The organism is Streptomyces sp. NPDC048254 (assembly GCF_043201895.1).
Lineage (GTDB): Bacteria > Actinomycetota > Actinomycetes > Streptomycetales > Streptomycetaceae > Streptomyces.
Genome location: NZ_JBICZJ010000002.1, coordinates 830,155 through 849,224, shown reverse-complemented (window position 1 = coordinate 849,224; position 19,070 = coordinate 830,155). Strand labels below are relative to the sequence as shown.

Below are 19,070 nucleotides of genomic sequence, written 5' to 3'. Positions count from 1 at the left end.
ACCACACACGGCCCGCAGCGATCCACCGGCCTCAGCAGACCTCTTCCAAATCCCGCCAATCCCTGGAATCAGGGCTGTCCGCGACCCACCCGTCCAGCAACCCCCTGACCAGCGCGGCCGGCGCAGCCACCCCGCACTCCCGCTCCGGCACCCACAGCTGCCCGTCCGTCCGATGCCCCAGCGGCCCCGGATGCCCCGGCTCGCTGTGGTCGTGGGGATCCAGATGCACCCCGTCGCCCTCGTCCGACGGCATGCGCGACTCGGAGCACATCCGGCAGAGCAACCGCACCGACGAGGACCAGTCCTCCGCCGCGAACCCGGCGTCCCCGGCGAGTTGCTCCAGCGCGTCCCGGTCGGCCTCCGTCGCCGCCTCCAGCAGCACCACCCAGGTCGGCACCGGCGACGGCGCCCACAGCTCGATCTCGTCGAAGACGGGGTACGCGTGCCCGGTCACCGTGGTCCGCTCGCCGTGCGGCACGCCGTCGTGCAGCACGACCTCGCCCCAGCGCCGTCCGGACGACGGCAGCGGAATGGACTGCACCTCGATCCGGGCGGGGTCCAGCCGCCGCCCCCACACCACCTCGGCCTCCCCCTCCGGGGACAGCCGTACGGCGGCGCTGCCCAGGTCCATCCCGGCCGGCTCACCGGACACCGTGGCGCCTCCCCCAGCCTTCGGCCGGGAGGTGCCCCCAGGCACCCGCAGCCCGTACGCCTGCCAGGCCCGCCGGGCCAGCGGCCAGTCCTGCAGCGCGGTCGCGGCGATACCCACGTTCCACCAGTCGGGCGCCCCGGTCTCCCGGTCGAGGAGGGCCACCGCCCGCAGGCCGGCCGCCCGCGCCTGCTCCCAGTCGTGCCGGAACTTGTGCAGCAGGGCGAGGTTGAACCAGGACTCGGACAGCCAGGGTTCCAGGTCGGCGGCACGTGTCAGCAGTTCGCCCGCGTCCTCGTACCGGCCGTCGCCGATCAGCGTGAACGCGCGATCGGTGGCCTGCCGCCAGGAGGCGGAGGGCCGGTGCCGTCCCTTGCCGAAGATCCTCACGATTCCCGCCTGCCAGTTCCATTTCCGCACAGTGGGCTGGCTTGTGCCCCCGGACACGCTCTCCCTCGCATCCAACCACGTACGACGGGAGGGCCGCTCATTACCCATGGGTTACCCAGCCGCGCGCAAGGTCAGACAGTCCCTGGAGAGCACGCGCGCCAGGCACTCCACGACCTCGGGAGCGTAGTCCCCGGCGGTGGCCAGCCGTAACTCCTCCAGCGCGGTCAGCGGCCCGCCGGGCCCGGAATCCCGGGTCTTCTCCTCGTACGCGTTGACGACCCGCACGATCCGGGCGGCGAGCGGCTGCTCCCGGTACGGATCGGCCTGCCGCTCCACGACCACGGCGACCGCCGCGTCCACCCCGGTGTGCCGTACGACGGCACCGCCGAGCAGGGCTATCCGCCGCTGCTCCGTCGCCGGCAGCCCGGCGGTGGCCCCGGCGGGTACCGGGTCGACGAGACTGAGCTGGCCGATGTCGTGCATCAACGCCGCGTACTCCAGCACGGTGAGCTCCGCTTGGGAGAGCCCCAGGTCACGCCCGACGGCCTGGCTCAGCGTGGCGACCCGGCGGGCGTGCCCGGCCGGCGTGTACCCCGCTATCTCGGTGGCACGGGCGAGGGAGGCGATGGTCTGCCGGTAGGTGGCCCGGACGGCCGCGTACCGGCGCAGGGACAGCTGGGTGAGGAGGAGGGGCAGACAGAAGACGGGCAGCGCCCAGAGGCCGACGACGGCGACGGCCAGCGCCATCACCGCGCCGGTGGCGCAGACGGCGGACCCGATGCCGAGCAGTCCGCGCAGTTCGTCCCGCAGCAGCGGCCCGAACGGCCAGCCGGTGCGGGAGTGCGCCTGCGCGGCGGCGAGCACGGCGTCGCACAGCGCGGTGAGTACCAGCAGCGCGACCAGCAGCAGCGCGTACGCCGGTCCGCCCCACTGTGCCAACACGCCTCTGCTGTAGAGGGGTTGGAAGCAGACGGCGGCGAAGCAGACGGTGAGCACCCGGCGGGTGAGGTGGTCGAGGGTGGGCCGGCGCCCGCCGGCTATGTGGGGCACGCTGCCGAGCAGCGAGGCCACGCAGACGACGGTGACGACCTGAAAGGCCCCGTCGTGGGTGGCGGCCCCGCCGTCGGCACCGAGCAGGGCGTAGGCGAGCCCCCCGGCAGCCGCGAGCGGAGCGGCCTCCCGGGCCTCGGCACCGCTCCGCCGGCTGAGCTCCCCGACGGCGACGAGGCCCCCGAAGGCGAGCGCGATCCTCCGGTCGGCGAGCCCTTCCCAGAGCGTGCCGCCGAGACACCCGAGGCCGAGGATCAGCGCGGCACCCCGGATGCCCCACAGAGCGGCGGGAGGACGGCACCGGAGCCCCGCGGCCGCACCACCGAAGCCAGGACCGGCCCCCCGGAACCCAACGGAACCCCCACCGCCCCCGACCGCCGAACCCACCGAGCCACGCCCCACACCACCGACCTCGGACGCAGAACCCGCCGGGCCGCGGGCCGGTGGGGGCGTGGGGGTCGGAGTCGGGGCGGTGGGGGTGGGGTTCGTGTGTCTTGGGGTGTGCGACGGGTCGTCGGGAGTCATGGGGTGTCCCGGCCTACGCTCTGGGCCTCGCTTCTCGGCCGGCTGGAAACAGCTGGGTCGGGTGGGAAGTCGTCGGCGGTCACCGCGGGGTGCCAGCCCTGCTTGGCCAGCGCTCGGACCAGGGCGTCGACGGCGCCCGCGTCGAACTGCCGGCCGGCGCAGCGTCGTAACTCCTCCACCGCCGCCCCCACCGGCCGGGCCCGGCTGTAGGAGCGCGTCGAGGTCATCGCGTCGAACGCGTCGGCGACGGCCACCACGCGGGCGGACTCGGGGATCTGACCGCCGACCAGACCGTAGGGGTAGCCGCTGCCGTCGATGCGCTCGTGGTGGTGGAGGATCGCCGCCCGGGCCTCGCCGAGGAAGGAGATCCCGCGCACCATCTCATGGCCGTACTCGGGATGGAGTTCGATGATCCGCCGTTCGTCCGGGGTGAGCGGGCCGTCCTTGCGGAGCAGCCGGGTCGGGACGCCCAGTTTCCCCACGTCGTGCAGGATCCCGGCGAAGCGGAGCACCTCGACCCGATCGTCGTCCATGCCCAGCTCGCGCGCGATCATCACGGAGGCCTGTCCGACTCGTTCGGAGTGTCCGCGGGTGTAGCCGTCCTTGATGTCGACGGCCTGCACGAGCGCGCGGATGGTGGCCTGGTGGGCGGCCCGTTCCCGGTGGTACTGGGCGAACACCCACCAGGACACGCACATCGGCAGCAGGACGAGCAGCGCGGCGACCGGACCGAAGGGGCTGCGCCACAGCACCGCCATCATCAGCCCGGCGAGCCCGTGCACCCCGATCGGCCCGAGGGAGCGGGAGAGCAGACCACGCCAGGCCCGTCGTACGGGAACGCGCTCCGCGAGGGCCAGGATCCCGCCGTCCAGCAGCGCGAGCACCCCGCAGAACGCCAGGACCGCCGCGGCGCACGGCAGCAGCGCGTACGGGAAGTCGCAGTCCACGACGGAGTCCCGGCCGCCCAGGGCCCAGTGGACCCGCCCGGCGGCCCACACGGCGAGCGCCAGTTCGGCGGCCCGCCAGACCCGCCGCAGCCCCTGCGGCCGCTGCTCGACGTACGAGAGCAGCGCACCCGGCAGCGGTACGAGCGCCGCGGCCGGCGGTGGCAGCAGGAACGCACCCGCGAGCAGTACCGGGTGGAAGATGCCGCCGAGCCGCCGTCGTAGGACGTGCTCGCAGCCCGCGTACAGCGCGGCCAGCAGGGCCACCGCCCACCAGGGCGTACGCAGGGCCGGCAGCGGCAGCAGACAGCACAGGGCGCCGAGGGCGACACAGGTCACGTACGCGCGCACCCGTGCCGGAACCGCCTCCATCTCGCCCCTCCCCCGACCATGCCTGTCCAGGCTCCGGAGCCTAGGGGGGAGCCGGAGGGTCCGGGGGTTATGACCGGAGGATTAGCACATTCGGGTGACGGACCACCGGGGGCGGCAACGCCCGGCGAGGAGCGCTCAGCTCTCCTGCGAAGCGACCGGAGCGGCCTGTGTGACCGACGTGGTCGGGGTGACCGTGACGTCGTGCTCCGGGACGGCCTGGCCGGAGCGGATCAGGTCCAGCCGCCCCAGCACCTTGGCCCGCAGGTCACTGGGCACGTCGTCATGGCCGCAGCACCGCTTGACCAGCTTCTTCACGGCCTGCTCCAGCCCGTACTTCTCCAGGCAGGGCGAGCACTCGTCGAAGTGCTGCTTGAACTTGACGCGATCGACGTCCGGCATCTCACTGTCGAGGAACTCGTACAGGTGATCGAGTACCTCACCGCAGTCCGTCTCGTGCGGCTCTCCGCAGCTCATGAGCCCGAACCTTTCGCTTCGTTCGACTCCCCGGCGCCGGCCGGGACGAGCCCGCGCTCACGCGCGTAGTCCTCCAGCATGCCGCGCAGTTGACGGCGGCCCCGGTGCAGCCGGGACATCACCGTACCGATGGGTGTCCCCATGATGTCCGCGATCTCCTTGTACGCAAAGCCCTCTACGTCGGCAAGGTAGACCGCGATGCGGAATTCCTCGGGGATCGCCTGCAGCGCCGACTTCACATCCGAGTCGGGCAGGTGGTCGAGCGCCTGCGACTCCGCGGAGCGCAGACCGGTCGACATGTGCGACTCGGCGCGGGCGAGCTGCCAGTCCTCGATCTCCTCGGCCGCGGAGCGCTGGGGTTCACGCTGCTTCTTGCGGTACGAGTTGATGAAGGTGTTGGTGAGAATGCGGTACAGCCACGCCTTGAGGTTGGTGCCCTCACGGAACTGGTGGAAGGACGCGTACGCCTTGGCGTACGTCTCCTGCACCAGGTCCTCGGCGTCGGCCGGGTTGCGTGTCATGCGCAGCGCGGCCGAGTACATCTGGTCGAGGAATTCCAGCGCGTCCCGCTCGAAGCGCGCGGTGCGCTCCGAGGTCGACTCCGCGCTCGTGCCCTGGCCCTCGGGCAGCTCCGCCTGGCCGTTGTCGGTCCCTGCGTCGGTCCCAGTGACCGGACCCACCTCCTCAAGATCCAGGGCAGGACCGAAACCGATCCCACTCGACTCGGAGGATAGAACACGACCCGGGCCTGCCGCCGCTCGAATAGGAGCGGTCTTGGCCGCGTGCAGCACTGTCCAGTCCAGGTCAGCGCTGCTGGTACGGCTCGGGCAGATGGTCGAACCCATGCGGCGGACTTCCTCTCCTTCGGCGTCGGCACTGGTGCCCCAGCGCTTCTGTCCGGCTCAACAGTGGTCCGCCGCTCAGCATTCCCGGGCGTCACCCGAGCGCCGCGGTCCACGCGACGACCGCGTCCGTGATGATGGTCACTGCCCGTTCCGGCTCGATGTCTGCCCTTTTGGGCACCGCGAATCCATGATCGCCATACGGCACCTCGACCAGTCGGTAGTCGCCCGCCGGGAACTCGGCCGGTTTTCCGAACGGGTCGTTCCCGCCCTGGACGACGAGGGTGGGCACCCCGGCGCCCAGCAGCTCCTCGGCCCGCGACTTCTCCGGCCTGCCCGGCGGGTGCAGCGGGAAGCCGAGGGCGAGGACAGCGGCCGCGCCCAGTTCCCTGGCCGTACGGCAGGCGACCCGGGCTCCGGCGCTGCGCCCGCCGGACACCACCGGCAGCCCCGGCGCGGCGAGCGCGGGCCACACGCCCCGCCAGCCCACGTCGAGCGTCCTGGGCGCCGGGGCGACCTTCTTGCCGGCGACCCGCCAGGGCTGCTCCACGAGTGCGACGGTCACGCCGTGCTCCGGCAGCACCGCGGCGAGAGCCTGGAGGTCACGGGCCTCGATGCCGCCGCCCGCCCCATGGCTCACGGCGAGCACCAGCCGCGCCTTCTCCGCCTCGTACCAGGTGATGCGGGCGTCCCCCGCCTCCGTACCGACGATCTTCGAAGTGGTCACGCCAGCAGGCTAGAAGAGTGTGCTCTCTTCCGGTGCCTCCAGCTCCGTCAGCAGCTCAGGGCCGTTGTTGCGGACGTTGCTGACGGCCGTGGCGACCGGGTAGGCCCGCATCAGGCCCTCCGGCGGCGGGGCGAGCAGCGAGCGCAGGTCCTCGACGTCCGTGCGGACCGGGTCGAGCCAGGCGTCCCAGCGGTCCGGGGTCAGCATCAGCGGCATCCGGGGGTGGATGTCGGACAGCGACCGCGGGCCCTCGGCGGGGGCCACCGCCAGCGGCGAGGTCTCCGCCTCCGTGGTGATCACCGAGCAGGTCACCCACCAGGCCAGCGGATGCTCGTCGGGCAGCGTGCGGTCCCGCCAGAACTCGTACAGCCCGGCCATGGCGAACACCGAGCCGTCGGCCGGCAGGACGAAGTACGGCTGCTTGCGCGGCCGCTTCTTCCTGCCCTCGACCTCCAGCTCCCGCTCCTCCGCGGCGGTGACCCATTCGTAGTAGCCGTCGGCGGGCAGGATGCAGCGCCGGGCGGCGAAGGCGCGGCGGTACGACGGCTTCTCGTGCACGGTCTCGGCGCGCGCGTTGATCATCCGGGCGCCGCCCTCGGGCGACTTGGCCCAGGAGGGCACCAGGCCCCACTTGAGCCTGCGCAGCTGACGGACCGGCCGCTTGTCGTCCGCGTCCCTCAGGGGCCGGTCCACAACCGCGTAGACCTCCTTGGTGGGGGCCACGTTGTAGTCGGGCGCCAGAGTCTCCTCGGGCTCCCACTTCTCGACCTCGAAGATTCCGGCCAGGTCCTCGGGTTTACGACTCGATGCGTACCGTCCGCACATCTTCACAACCCTACATTTCACTCCCAGGGCTGAAGCCGGGACGGCGGAATCGGTACTGGGCCGCACGGGGCCGGGCACACACCCCTGGCATATGTGCTGGTCAATAGCTCAAGCCGACAGGCAGATCAGGCAAACATCCGCAAGTAGTGCAAAATTCTATTACTTCCCTCATCCCGTGCGTCTTGCTAAGTTTTTCACTGCTTCGGATGTCTTGTCCGGACATTCGGCGGTGATACCTCTCCCGCACCCCCCTCCTCCCCACCCCGCGGCCGGCGGTAGGCCGTGGGCTGCCGTGGCACGGCTCACAGCACTCAGCACCAGGAAGGACTCCTGTGGGAACCATCGACACCATCAAGGACTTCTACGGCGATGTCGCCGACGACTGGAAGAAGGCCTGGGACGACCTGCTCGACCGGGACGACGATGACGATCTGCCCTTCGGACTGCCCGCGCACGCCTTAGCGGCCATGCCCGGGGACACGCTGCGCACACTCACGGCCATGTCCCTGCTCCAGGACGACGACGACAAGAAGAAGAACAAGAACAAGAACCGCAATCTCGCGGCCCTCGCCCTGCTGTCCGGCGGAGCCGGCGGGATCGGCGGGTTGGGCGGGTTGGCGGGGCCGGGCGGGATCGGCGGTGCCGCCGCTGCCGTCCAGCAGCCCGTCGCCGCCCTCACCGGGGCCGTCGGCGCCCCGTTGGCGGCGGCCGGGGAGCTGACCCAGCAGCTGGGCGCGCTCCCCCAGCAACTCGCGGCGCTGCCCCAGCAGATCCAGCAACTGTCCGATGTGGTCGGCCTGTTGATGGAAGCGTTGAAGACGGTGGAGCCGCTGCTCGGCGCGGCCGGAGCCATCGGGGCGGTCACCAGGAGCGCGCCCAAGAAGGCGTAGAGCCGTCCCGGCTCACGCCCCTCGCACGCCCGCCCGCCGGCGTGCCGCGACGGACCCGCACTCCGTCGCGGTACGCGCGCCACCGGAAGGACCCCGTTCATGGCCCCGCGCACCGGCAGCCGGATGCGGACGGTAGCCGCCGTACTGAAACAGGTCGTCGGTGAGACCAGAGCGGCCCCGACCGGCGCCGCCCCGGACGAGCGGGAGCGGCGGCGGGCCCGGGCCGTGCGCGGCGCCCTGGAGAGCCTGGGGCCCTTCTACGTGAAGATCGGCCAGATGCTGTCCACCCGGCCCGACATGGTCTCCCCGATCATGATCGAGGAGCTGCAGAACCTGCACGACGAGGTGGACGTCCAGCCGTTCTCCGAACTCGAACCCGTGCTGGAGCAGAACCTCGGGCCGGACTGGAAGCGGTACTTCGACGACATCGATGTCGAGCGCCCGCTCGGCGCCGCCTCCCTGGCCCAGGTGCACCGGGTCACCCTGGCCGACGGCCGGCCCGGGGTGATCAAGGTGCAGCGGCCCGGCATCCGGGAGACCGTGCTGACGGACATGGCGCTGCTGCGCCAGGCCGCCCGGCTGACCGCCCGGGTGGCCCCGCGGTTCAGCACGGTCGTGGATGTCGAGTCCATGCTCGGCGGGGTCTTCGACGCCATGGAGCCGGAACTCGACTTCACCAAGGAGGCGGCGAACATGGACCGGGCGCGCGAGGCGCTGCGCGGCTTCTCGCGGCTGTCCGTGCCCGGCGTCCTGGCCGCCACGCCGGGGGTCCTGGTGCAGTCCATGGCCCCGGGGGTCTCCGTGCGCAAGGCGGACCCGGCCTCGCTGCGCGACCGCGACCGGCTCGCCGTCAGCCGCGAACTGATCGCGTTCATGTACCGCAGCTACTTCATCGAGCGCATCTACCACGCCGATCCGCACGCCGGGAACGTCTTCGTGACCGACGACGGGGAGGCGACGCTGATCGACTGGGGCATGATCGGCCGGATCGACCAGCGCACCAGCATGCGGCTGCTGCTGGTGCTCATGGCCGTCGCCCAGAACGACGGGCACGGCCTGGCCAAGGCCTGGGTGGAGATGGGCCGCACGACACCGTGGTCGGACATCCCCGGGTTCTCCCAGGACATGGCGGCGCTGGTACCGAAGATCGCGACGGCCTCCCTGGACGAGCTGAACTTCGGCATCACGCTCACCAGCGTCCTCGAGAAGTCCACCCGCCGGGGCATCGCCTCCTGCCCGGCGGTCTCGCTGCTCGGCAAGTCCTTCGCCAACCTGGAGGGCTCGGTGCGCTGTCTGGCACCCGAGCTGGCGCTGGTCGACGTCTTCCAGCGCGAGGTCCCCCGCATCGTCCTGCACATGGTGCGCGAGACCGCCTCCCCGCAGCAGTCGGCGCGGCGCCTCCTGGAGGCCACCCTCACCCAGGCCGGGGCCGCCGAACAGCTCCGCGCGCTGAACGACGACATCGCCGACCGCAGCCTCAGGGTGCAGTTCAGCGAGGTCGTGCCGACCCGGTCCCAGGGCGGCAGATCCGGCCCGAACGTGGCGCTCGCCCTCGGTGCCCTCGCCCTCTACCTGGACCACCGGCGGCGCCGGGCGTGAGTGCCCCGCGCCGTCTCTCCCACCCGTCCGTTTCGGGTGGCGTGACCCGTCACCCGTGAACCGAAGGTCTCTGTCTGCCCGTGTGTGTCACAACAGCAGCCTCATGGTTCCCGCACGCCCTGCCGGGCGCGTCCCGGCCGTCCCCTGCCCGCGTCCGGTTCTTCTGCATCCCCCACGGCGGCGCCGGCGGCTCGGTGTTCCGCCCCTGGCAGCACCTGCTCGGCCCCGGTACCGAGGTCGTCCCCGTCCAGTTGCCGGGCCGTGAGATCCGTATGACGGAACCCGCCGAGAATTCGGTCGTGCGGCTCGCGGAGAGACTCGCGGCCCCGCTCGCCCGCCGCGCCGAAGGGCTGCCGTACGTCCTGTTCGGCCACAGCATGGGCGCCCTGCTCGCCTATGAACTCGCCCTCAGCCTCCAGGACTCCGGCCGTCCGCCGGCCGCGCTGGTCGTCTCCGGCAGCGTGCCGCCCCACCTCCCGCGCTCCACCCCCGCCATGCACCCGCTCCCGGACCCCGAGTTCGTGGCCGGGCTGCGACGGCTCGGCGGCATCCCACCGGAGTTGCTGGCCGACGAGGAGTGGCTCGCGCTCGTCCTGCCCCAGTTGCGCGCGGATTTCGAGGCCGCCGAGACCTACCGGGCGCACGGAGTGCTGCGGCCCGGGATCCCGCTGATCGCCCTCGGCGGGTCCGGCGACCCCGCCGCCGCACCCGCCGAGGTCGAGCGCTGGCGCGACCTCGGCACCGACGTCAGGGTCCGGGTCTTCGCCGGCGACCACTTCTTCGTCTTCGCCGCCGCCCCGCAGGTCCTGGCCTTCGTGGCCGGGGAGCTGGCGTGGTAGGCGCGGCCGGGAAGGGCCGGTACGGCGTCGACGCGCCCGGCTGGCTGATCGGGCTGGGCGGCTCGGTCGTACTGCCGCTGGTGGCGGTCGCCGCGGGGGCGCCCCGCTGGCTGCTGCGGATCCCGGCGGTGACGGCCGCCCCGGCCGGCCTGTTCCTGCACGCCAGCGTGCGCGGCAAGTTCCTGGTGTGGGAGGAGCTCCTTGACGGGCTCCGGCTGCGCGGCGACGAACAGATCCTGGACCTGGGCTGCGGGCGCGGCGCGGTGCTGACCGCGGTGGCCCGCCGGGTGGAGCGGGGCCGGGTCACCGGCGTCGACCTGTGGCGCTCGGTCGACCAGTCCGGCAACCGCGCGGGGACCACGCTGGAGAACGCCGACCGGGAGCGGGTCGCCGACCGGATCGACCTGGTCACCGCCGACATGCGGCAACTCCCCTTCGAGGACGGCCGGTTCGACCTCGTGGTGTCCAGCATGGCCCTGCACAACATCACCGACGCGCGGGGCCGAGGGGAGGCGGTGCGTGAGGCGTACCGGGTGCTGCGGCCGGGCGGACGGCTGCTCGTCGTCGACATCCTCCACACCGGCCAGTACCGCGACCTGCTGCTCGCCGCCGGCGCCCGGGACGTCACCCGCGCCGACGTCGGCCACCGGATGTGGTGGAGCGGACCGTGGGTGCCCACCCGGTGGGTCCGGGCGGAGAAGCCCGGGCACCCCGATCCCGCGGAGCGTCCCGAACCCTCAACGGAAACCGGAGGACCAGCATGAACACCCCCCTCAAGACCGTCCCGCGCAGTCTCGTCGACCTGTTGCGGACCCGCGCCGCGGAGCAGCCCGGCCGGCAGGCGTACGTCTTCCTCGACAGCCACGGCACGGAGGAATCCACCCTCACCTACGCCGAGTTGGACCGCCGGGCCCGCCAGGTGGCGGCGGCCTTACAGGCGAGCTGCTCCCCCGGCGACCGGGTGCTGATCCTGCATCCGCCGGGCACCGCCTACCTGACCGCGTTCTTCGGCTGCCTCTACGCCGGGCTGGTCGCCGTGCCGTCGTATCCGCCGCATGCCCGCAACGCGGCGCGGCTGCGGGCGATCGCCGCGGACGCGGCGCCCGCCGCCGTGCTCGCCGGTGACCGGGCCACGGCCACCGCACGGCAGCACCTGAGCGAACTGGGTCCCGTCGCCTGGCTGTCCGGCGCCGCCCCGACCGCCGACCCCGACGCCTGGACGGACCCGGGCGCCGGCCGGGCGGATCTCGCCTTCCTGCAGTACACCTCGGGCAGCACGGCCGTGCCGAAGGGCGTGATGGTCTCGCACGGCAATCTGCTGCACAACTCCGCCCAGATCCAGTGGCGGCTGCGGACCACGGAGGACTCCCGCCTCGTCAGCTGGCTGCCGCCGTTCCACGACATGGGACTCATCGGCGGCATCCTCCAGCCGCTGTTCGGCGGTTTCCCCGGGGTGTTGATGGCGCCGGGCACCTTCGTCCTGGACCCCGTGCAGTGGCTGCGCGCGATCTCCGTGTACGGCGGCACGGCGTCCGCCGTGCCGCCGTTCGCCCTGGACCTGTGTGTCGAGCGCGTCGACCCCGCCGCCGGGGCGCCGCTCGACCTGGCCGGTCTGGAGACCGTGGTGGTCGGCGCGGAGCCGGTGCCGGCCGCGGCCCTCGACCGGTTCGCCGCGCACTTCGCCCCCTGGGGGATGCGCAGGGAGGCGCTGCGGCCCAGTTTCGGGCTGGCGGAGGCCACACTGATGGTGTCCTGCGGGGAGCACCTCACCGACGCGGCCGCCGTCACCCTGGACGCCGCCGCGCTGGAGGCGCACCGGGTGGTGCCCGGCGGCGCGGGGCAGCACCGGACCGTCGTGGGGTGCGGCGCTGCCGTCGACGGACAGCGGCTGCTCGTCGTCGATCCGGCCGAGGGGGCGCCGTGCCGGCCCGGGCAGGTCGGGGAGATCTGGGTCGGCGGTCCGAACGTGGCACAGGGGTACTGGAAGCGGCCGGAGGAGAGCACGGCCGTCTTCGGCGCCCGTACGGCGAGCGGCGAGGGCCCCTTCCTGCGCACCGGCGACCTCGGTTTCCTGCGGGACGGCGAGCTGTTCGTGACCGGGCGCAGCAAGGACCTGATCATCGTGCGCGGCCGCAATCTCTATCCGCAGGACATCGAGCGCTGCGCGGAGGGCGCCCATCCGGCGCTGCGGCCCAACGCCACGGCCGCCGTCGGCATCGACGACGGCGACGGTGTGGAGCGGCTGGTCGTGGTCGCGGAGGTGCGGCGGGGAGTGGCCGCGCCACCCGTGGCCGAGGTGGCGGATGCGGTCGGGCGGGCGATCACCGCGGAGTTCGACGTACGGCTGCACCGGCTCGTCCTGGTCCGCGCCTCGACCGTGCCCAAGACGTCCAGCGGGAAGATCCAGCGCCGGGCCACCCGGGCGGCGCTCGTCGCCGGGTCGCTCAGCGTGGTGGGCGAGTGGGCCGACGGGGCGTCCGTGGAGGACCGCGACGGGGCGTCCGTGGAGGACTATCTGACCGACCTCGTCGCCTCGCTCGCCCCCGCCTCCGGGCGGCGGCCCGGGCCCGGGGACTCGCTGCCGGGGCTGGGCCTGGACTCGCTGGCCATGTTGCGGCTCGCGGGACGGATCGAGCAGGACCTCGGGATCTCCCTCTCCGAGGACGCGCTCTACGACGCCCAGACGATCGCCGCACTCGCGGCGGCCGTCGGAGAACGGCCGAGGTCCGCCTCCGCCTCCGCGCCGGACCCGGCTCCGGTCGCGCCGGACGACCCGCACGCCCCCTTCCCCCAGACCGACACCCAGCAGGCCTACTGCCTGGGCCGCACCGGCGCCTTCGAGCTGGGCAACGTCTCCACCCACGTGTACGTGGAGTTCGACGCCCCTGATCTCGACCTGCTCCGCTTCGAGCACGCCTGGCGGCGGGTGATCGACCGGCACGAGATGCTGCGCGCGGTCATGCTGCCCGACCGCAACGAGCAGCGGATCCTGCCCGAGGTGCCGCCGTACGAGATCCGGGTGACCGATCTGCGCGGGCAGGAGAAGGACGCGGCCGAGGCCGCACTGGCGGCCGTGCGGGAGCGGCTGTCGCACGAGGTGCGGCCCGCCGACCGGTGGCCGCTGTTCGAGGTGGCCGCCACCCGGCTGGACGACGGCCTGCGGATCCATCTCAGCGTGGACTCGCTGATCGCCGACTTCTCCTCCGGCCGGCTGCTCTTCGACGACCTGTCCCGCTTCTACTGCGAGCCCGACGCCCGACCGCCCGCCCCCGCCCGCTCGTTCCGCGACCACGTACACGCCGAGACCCGGCGCCGGGACACCCCCGAGTACCGGCGCGCCTACGACTACTGGTGGCGCCGGCTACCGGAACTGCCCCCGGCGCCGCAGTTGCCGGCCCGGGTCGCGGCCGTGGACGTACCGCACTTCGCGCGCCGGGACACCGTGCTGTCCGCCGGGACCTGGCAGGGCCTCAAGGAGCGCGCGGGACGGGCCGGTCTGACCCCGAGCGCCCTGCTGCTCGCGGTGTACGCGGAGGTGCTGGCCGTCTGGAGCAACAGCCGCCACTTCACCCTCAACGTGCCGCGCCTGACCCGCCCGGTGCGCGACACGTCGTACGACGAGGTGCTCGGCCAGTTCGCCTCCTTCACGCTCCTCGAGATCGACCACCGTGGTGCCGAGACGTTCCTGGAACGGGCCCGGCAGGTGCAGCGGCGGCTCCGGGACGACCTGCGGCACACGGCCGTCAGCGGGGTGGAGGTGCTGCGTGAGCTGATGCGCCTGCAGGGCGGCTACGACCGTGCGCTGATGCCGGTGGTGTTGACGAGCAACCTCGCCTTCGCCACCGCGGAGCGCACCCCGCTGGAACGGCTGCTGACCCCGGTGTTCACCATCTCCCAGACCCCGCAGGTCACCCTGGACTGCCAGGCCCACGAGCAGGAGGGCGCGCTGCTGCTGAACTGGGACTCGGTCGACGCGCTCTTCCCGGACGGGCTGGTGGACGCCATGTTCGACGCCCAGACGGCCCTGCTGCACCGGCTCGCCACCGACGAGGAGGCCTGGACACGGCCGGCACCGCTCGCCCTGCCGGAACACACCTACGCCGGCCCCGAACGCCCCGTCCCCGACCTCCAGGTGCAGCAGCTGTTCGAACGGCAGGCCGCGCTCCGCCCCGACGCCCCCGCCGTGATCGCCCCGGACCGGACCCTGTCGTACGCCCAACTCGCCGACGCCTCCCGGCAGGTGGCCCGCTGGCTGCTCGCGCACGGCGCCCGGCCCGGGCAGCTCGTCGCCATCGTCATGGAGAAGGGCTGGGAACAGGTCGTCGCGGCCTACGGCGTGCTGTTCTCGGGGGCCGCCTATCTGCCCGTCGACCCGGACCAGCCCGCCCTGCGCGTGCGGCAGCTGCTCGACCGGGGCGAGGTGGCGCTCGTCCTCACCCAGTCGCACCTCGACGTGGACCTGGAAGGGCGCCCGCGGCTCTGCGTCGACCAGCCGCTGCCCAGCGTCGCCGACACCCCGCTGCCGGCGCCCGGCAGCCCGGACGACCTCGTCTACACGATGTTCACCTCAGGATCGACGGGCGAGCCGAAGGGCGTGATGGTCCCGCACCGGGCGCTGGTCAACTGCCTGGTGCAGACGATCGAGACGTACCGGGTCACCGAGGCCGACCGCTGCCTCGCCGTGACGGCGCTCCACCACGACCTGTCGGCCTTCGACCTCTTCGGGCTGCTGGGCGCCGGCGGCAGCGTGGTCGTCCCGGCCGCCGCCGACCGCCGCGACCCGGCGCACTGGGCGGAGCTGATCGCCCGCCACCGGGTCACGGTGTGGAACTCGGTCCCGGCGATGATGGAGATGCTCCTGGAGAGCGGGGCCTGCCCGGCCTCGCTGCGGCTGGTGATCCTCGGCGGCGACTGGATCCCGCTCCCCGTACCGGGCCGGCTGCGCGAGCTGGTGCCGGGCGTCGAGGTCGTCTCCATCGGGGGTCCGACCGAGACCACGGTGTGGAGCATCTGGTTCCCAGTCGGCGAGACCCACCCCGAGTGGCGGAGCATCCCGTACGGCACCGCGATCGCCAACGTCCGCTACCGCGTGCTCGACGAACGGCTGCGGGACTGCCCGGACTGGGTCACCGGAGAGATGTACGTCTCCGGGGTGTGCCTCGCCGACGGCTACTGGCGCGACCCGGAGCGCACCGACGCGGTGTTCGTGGCGCACCCGGCGACCGGGGAGCGGATGTACCGCACCGGCGACCTGGGCCGGTGGCGGCCGGACGGCACCATCGAGTTCATGGGCCGGACCGACTTCCAGGTCCAGATCCGCGGCCAGCGGATCGAACCCGGCGAGATCGAGTCGGCGCTGCTCGCCCATCCCGAGGTCGGCTCGGCGGTCGTCGCCGCCACGTCGGGCGCGGACCGGCCCGGCCATGACGGTCTGGTCGCCTATGTCGTCCCCGGCCGGCAGGACGGTACGGCGGACTTCGAGGCCGGGCGGCGGGCCGGCATCACGCTGCTCGACCCGCTGGCCCGGGCGGAGTTCAAGCTGGCCCGGCACGGACTGCGCCGGGAGCCCGGCCGGCACCGGGTCCCGCTGCCCGGGGTCCGCGCCGAGCCGTCACGGCGGCGCAGCGACCGGGCGTTCCTCGGCGCGCCGGTCGCCCTCGCCGAACTGGCCGCCGGCCTGGGCCTGCTGGGGCAGGACGAGGTGGACGGGCTGGCCAGGTGCCGCTATCCGTCGGCCGGGGGCCTGTATCCCGTCCAGACGTATCTGCACGTGAAGGCCGGTGCGGTGGCCGGCCTGGCGCCCGGCGCGTACTACGTCGACCCGCGGCAGAACGCCGTGGTGCTGCTCGGCGAGGGCGCGGTGGTCGGCGCCGAGGTGCACGCCGGGCACAACCGCGCCCTCGTCGACGCGGCCGGGTTCACCCTGTTCCTGGTCGCCGACCTGGCGGCGATCGAGCCGCTGTACGGTTCACTCGCCCGCGACCTGTGCCTGCTGGAGGCCGGCTACATGGGGCAGCTGCTCATGGACTGGGCGGCGGGCACCGACGTCGGGCTGTGCCCCATCGGCGAACTCGACTTCGGGCCGCTCAAGCCGCTGTTCGCCCTGGGCGACCGTCATCTGCTGGTGCATGCCCTGGTCGGCGGCCGGGTGGACCGTACGGCCGCTCCCGTGCCACCGCGGGAGGCGCCCCTCCCGGACCGGCTGCGTGACTGGCTCCGCGGGCGGCTGCCCGCCCACATGGTCCCGGAGCACGTGCTGACCCTGGACAGCCTGCCGCTCACCGGCAACGGCAAGGTGGACCGGCGCCGGCTGCCGGCCCCGCGGCAGGCCGCCGGTACGGCCACGGGCTATGTCGCCCCGCGCACCCCCACCGAGCACCAGCTGGCCACCCTGTGGAGCGAGCTGCTGGACGTGCCCAGGGTGGGCGTTCAGGACAATTTCTTCGACCTCGGCGGGCACTCGCTGGCCGCGACCCGGCTGATCGCCAGGATCCGCGACCGCTTCCAGATCTCGATCAGCCTGCGCGAGGTCTTCACCAGCCGGACGGTCGCCGACCTGGCGACGGCGGTGGACCGGCGCCGCGGGGAGGTGAGCGGCGCGGTCTGATCCGGGACCGCTGACAGCGCTCCGGGACCGCGGACAGTGATCCCGGCCCGAAGACGGTGATCCGGGGACGTTCCCTCTCTCCTGGCCGTTGACACGCCGACCACACATACATACGTGTCAGACTGCCGACTCCGTACGACGAGAGGGAACGACCGGAGACCATGGACACCAGCACAGCGACCTCTCTCTGGGACGAGCTGATCGGCACCCAGCCCGACCCGGACCTGTGGGTGGTGATCGCGACGCTCGCCGCCGCGGCCGCCGTGGTCGTCCCGCACACCGTGTGGCGGATATCCCGCAACGCCATCACGATCGCCCACGAAGGCGGCCACGGCCTGGTCGCCCTGCTCACCGGCCGCCAGCTCACCGGCATCCGCCTGCACTCCGACACCAGCGGCCTCACGGTCAGCCGGGGCAAGCCGCACGGCCTGGGCATGATCCTGACGGCGGCGTCCGGCTACACCGCGCCCCCGCTGCTCGGCCTGGGCGGCGCGGCCCTGCTCGGCGCCGGCCGCATCACCCTTCTGCTGTGGGTCGCGACGGCCCTGCTCATCGCCATGCTGGTGATGATCCGCAACGCGTACGGCGTCCTGACGGTGTTCCTGACGGGCGGCGCGTTCCTGCTGGTGTCCTGGCTGGCCGGGCCCCAGGTGCAGGCGGCGTTCGCGTACGCGGTGGTGTGGTTCCTGCTGCTGGGCGGCGTACGCCCGGCGTTCGAACTCCAGGCGAAGCGCTCGCGGGGCGGCGCCGGCGACTCGGACGCGGACCAGCTGTCCCGCCTGACCCACGTACCGGCGGGCATGTGGCTGTTCCTGTTCCACGCGGTGTCGCTGTGTTCGCTGATCGGTGGGGGCAGATGGCTGTTGGATGCCTGACGCGCCCCGTAGGGGCAGGCGCCAGGGGCGCGGTGCCCGTATCCCGGCGGCTCCCGCGCGGGCGCGACCGGGGGCCCGCACAGCCTCACACGAAGCCGCTACCCACGGCCTCCCACTAAAGTGACCCCATGGCCGCAAACCCCACCGCACCAACCGCCCTCTGGCCCGCCCCCCATGCAAGCGGGGCCGTCGACGCGACGGTCCACGTGCCCGGGTCCAAGTCGGTCACCAACCGCGCCCTCGTCCTCGCCGCCCTCGCCTCCGAGCCCGGCTGGCTGCGCCGCCCCCTCCGGTCCCGCGACACCCTGCTGATGGCCGGCGCTCTGCGCGCGATGGGCGTCGGCATCGAGGAGGGCGTGGGCCCCGACGGCTCCGGCGAGGCCTGGCGAGTGATCCCGGCAGGGCTCCGCGGCCCCGCCACGGTCGACGTCGGCAACGCCGGCACCGTGATGCGCTTCCTCCCGCCCGTCGCCACCCTCGCCGCCGGCGACATCCGCTTCGACGGCGACCCCCGTTCCTACGAGCGCCCCCTGCACGGCGTGATCGACGCCCTGCGCGCCCTCGGCGCCCGGATCGACGACGACGGCCGGGGCGCGCTCCCGCTGACCGTGCACGGCAGCGGCGCCCTGGAGGGCGGCCCGGTGTCGATCGACGCCTCGTCCTCGTCCCAGTTCGTGTCCGCCCTGCTGCTCTCCGGTCCGCGGTTCAACCAGGGCGTGGAGGTCCGCCACATCGGCGCGAACCTCCCCTCCCTCCCGCACATCCGGATGACCGTCGACATGCTGCGCGCGGTCGGCGCCCAGGTGGACACCCCGGAGTCGGGCGGCGAGCCGAACGTCTGGCGGGTCACCCCGGGCGCCCTGCTCGGCCGGGACCTGACCGTCGAGCCGGACCTCTCGAACGCCCAGCCGTTCCTCGCCGCCGCCCTGGTGACGGGCGGCAGGGTGCTGATCCCGGACTGGCCGTCGCGGACCACCCAGCCGGGCGACCGGCTGCGCGAGATCTTCACCGAGATGGGCGGTTCCTGCGAACTGACCGAGTACGGCCTGGAGTTCACCGGTTCCGGCCGGATCCACGGCGTCGACGTCGACCTGGGTGACGTGGGCGAACTGACCCCCGGCATCGCGGCGGTCGCCGCCCTCGCCGACTCCCCCTCCACCCTCCGGGGCGTGTCCCATCTCCGTCTCCACGAGACGGACCGGCTGGCCGCGCTCACCAAGGAGATCAACGAGCTGGGCGGTGACGTCACCGAGACCGCCGACGGCCTCCACATCCGCCCGCGCAGGCTGCACGGCGGGGTCTTCCACACCTACGAGGACCACCGCATGGCCACGGCCGGTGCGATCATCGGGCTGGCCGTGGAGGGCGTTCAGATCGAGAACGTGGCGACCACGGCGAAGACCCTGCCGGACTTCCCCGACCTGTGGACCGGGATGCTCGGGAGCGACGGGGCCTAGGGGCG

General features: G+C 73.1%; 14 protein-coding genes. 7 read left to right on the top strand and 7 right to left on the bottom strand.

Annotated elements, in window-relative coordinates; all coding sequences use genetic code 11:
- Positions 1–31: 31 nt before the first annotated feature.
- The 7 genes from ACGFZQ_RS09175 to ACGFZQ_RS09145 all read right to left on the bottom strand — a co-directional run bounded on the left by ACGFZQ_RS09175 (position 32) and on the right by ACGFZQ_RS09145 (position 6,798).
- Positions 32–1,039 (bottom strand): tetratricopeptide repeat protein, encoded by a 1,008-nt coding sequence (locus ACGFZQ_RS09175; RefSeq protein ID WP_393839769.1) that lies wholly within the window; start codon positions 1,037–1,039, stop codon positions 32–34.
- Between the two features lie 111 nt (positions 1,040–1,150).
- On the bottom strand, positions 1,151–2,371 hold the full coding sequence (locus ACGFZQ_RS09170; RefSeq protein WP_393839884.1) for an HD-GYP domain-containing protein: 1,221 nt from the start codon (positions 2,369–2,371) through the stop codon (positions 1,151–1,153).
- A gap of 239 nt (positions 2,372–2,610) precedes the next feature.
- A complete protein-coding gene (locus tag ACGFZQ_RS09165) occupies positions 2,611–3,930 on the bottom strand; it encodes an HD-GYP domain-containing protein (RefSeq protein WP_393839768.1) in 1,320 nt (439 codons plus the stop codon).
- 135 nt (positions 3,931–4,065) lie between these two features.
- Positions 4,066–4,404 carry a mycothiol system anti-sigma-R factor gene (rsrA, locus tag ACGFZQ_RS09160; RefSeq protein WP_351749302.1) on the bottom strand — a complete coding sequence of 113 codons (339 nt, stop codon included), beginning with the start codon at positions 4,402–4,404 and terminating at the stop codon, positions 4,066–4,068.
- Positions 4,401–5,084, bottom strand: a complete 684-nt coding sequence (sigR, locus tag ACGFZQ_RS09155; RefSeq protein WP_362569623.1) for an RNA polymerase sigma factor SigR — start codon at positions 5,082–5,084, stop codon at positions 4,401–4,403. The genes rsrA and sigR overlap by 4 nt, the downstream gene beginning before the upstream one ends.
- A gap of 256 nt (positions 5,085–5,340) precedes the next feature.
- On the bottom strand, positions 5,341–5,973 hold the full coding sequence (locus tag ACGFZQ_RS09150) for an alpha/beta family hydrolase (RefSeq protein WP_351745378.1): 633 nt from the start codon (positions 5,971–5,973) through the stop codon (positions 5,341–5,343).
- 9 nt (positions 5,974–5,982) lie between these two features.
- On the bottom strand, positions 5,983–6,798 hold the full coding sequence (locus ACGFZQ_RS09145) for an SOS response-associated peptidase (RefSeq protein ID WP_393839767.1): 816 nt from the start codon (positions 6,796–6,798) through the stop codon (positions 5,983–5,985).
- Positions 6,799–7,130: 332 nt separating this feature from the next.
- Here ACGFZQ_RS09145 and ACGFZQ_RS09140 point away from each other — a divergent pair, with 332 nt between their 5' ends.
- From ACGFZQ_RS09140 to aroA, 7 genes are all read left to right on the top strand, one after another.
- On the top strand, positions 7,131–7,688 hold the full coding sequence (locus ACGFZQ_RS09140; RefSeq protein ID WP_393839766.1) for a hypothetical protein: 558 nt from the start codon (positions 7,131–7,133) through the stop codon (positions 7,686–7,688).
- Positions 7,689–7,787: 99 nt separating this feature from the next.
- Complete coding sequence (locus ACGFZQ_RS09135) at positions 7,788–9,287, top strand: ABC1 kinase family protein (RefSeq protein WP_393839765.1); 1,500 nt, start codon at positions 7,788–7,790, stop codon at positions 9,285–9,287.
- Positions 9,288–9,367: 80 nt separating this feature from the next.
- Entirely contained in the window at positions 9,368–10,126 is a 759-nt protein-coding gene (locus tag ACGFZQ_RS09130; protein WP_393839764.1) for a thioesterase II family protein, read from the top strand.
- Positions 10,120–10,890, top strand: a complete 771-nt coding sequence (locus ACGFZQ_RS09125) for a class I SAM-dependent methyltransferase (RefSeq protein ID WP_393839763.1) — start codon at positions 10,120–10,122, stop codon at positions 10,888–10,890. Before ACGFZQ_RS09130 ends, ACGFZQ_RS09125 begins: the two co-directional genes overlap by 7 nt.
- On the top strand, positions 10,887–16,733 hold the full coding sequence (locus tag ACGFZQ_RS09120; RefSeq protein WP_393839762.1) for an amino acid adenylation domain-containing protein: 5,847 nt from the start codon (positions 10,887–10,889) through the stop codon (positions 16,731–16,733). The genes ACGFZQ_RS09125 and ACGFZQ_RS09120 overlap by 4 nt, the downstream gene beginning before the upstream one ends.
- A 161-nt stretch (positions 16,734–16,894) precedes the next feature.
- Positions 16,895–17,608, top strand: coding sequence for a M50 family metallopeptidase (locus ACGFZQ_RS09115; RefSeq protein WP_351745396.1), 714 nt, complete (start codon positions 16,895–16,897; stop codon positions 17,606–17,608).
- 128 nt (positions 17,609–17,736) lie between these two features.
- Positions 17,737–19,065, top strand: coding sequence for a 3-phosphoshikimate 1-carboxyvinyltransferase (gene aroA, locus ACGFZQ_RS09110; protein WP_393839761.1), 1,329 nt, complete (start codon positions 17,737–17,739; stop codon positions 19,063–19,065).
- Positions 19,066–19,070 lie beyond the last annotated feature (5 nt).

What these genes read in the sequence shown, in the direction of transcription:
- aroA (WP_393839761.1), top strand. Translation starts at nt 17,737, where the DNA reads ATGGCCGCAAACCCCACCGCACCAACCGCCCTCTGGCCCGCCCCCCAT.
- ACGFZQ_RS09135 (WP_393839765.1), top strand. Translation starts at nt 7,788, where the DNA reads ATGGCCCCGCGCACCGGCAGCCGGATGCGGACGGTAGCCGCCGTACTG.
- ACGFZQ_RS09165 (WP_393839768.1), bottom strand. Translation starts at nt 3,930, where the DNA reads ATGGAGGCGGTTCCGGCACGGGTGCGCGCGTACGTGACCTGTGTCGCC.
- rsrA (WP_351749302.1), bottom strand. Translation starts at nt 4,404, where the DNA reads ATGAGCTGCGGAGAGCCGCACGAGACGGACTGCGGTGAGGTACTCGAT.
- ACGFZQ_RS09145 (WP_393839767.1), bottom strand. Translation starts at nt 6,798, where the DNA reads ATGTGCGGACGGTACGCATCGAGTCGTAAACCCGAGGACCTGGCCGGA.
- ACGFZQ_RS09115 (WP_351745396.1), top strand. Translation starts at nt 16,895, where the DNA reads ATGGACACCAGCACAGCGACCTCTCTCTGGGACGAGCTGATCGGCACC.
- ACGFZQ_RS09120 (WP_393839762.1), top strand. Translation starts at nt 10,887, where the DNA reads ATGAACACCCCCCTCAAGACCGTCCCGCGCAGTCTCGTCGACCTGTTG.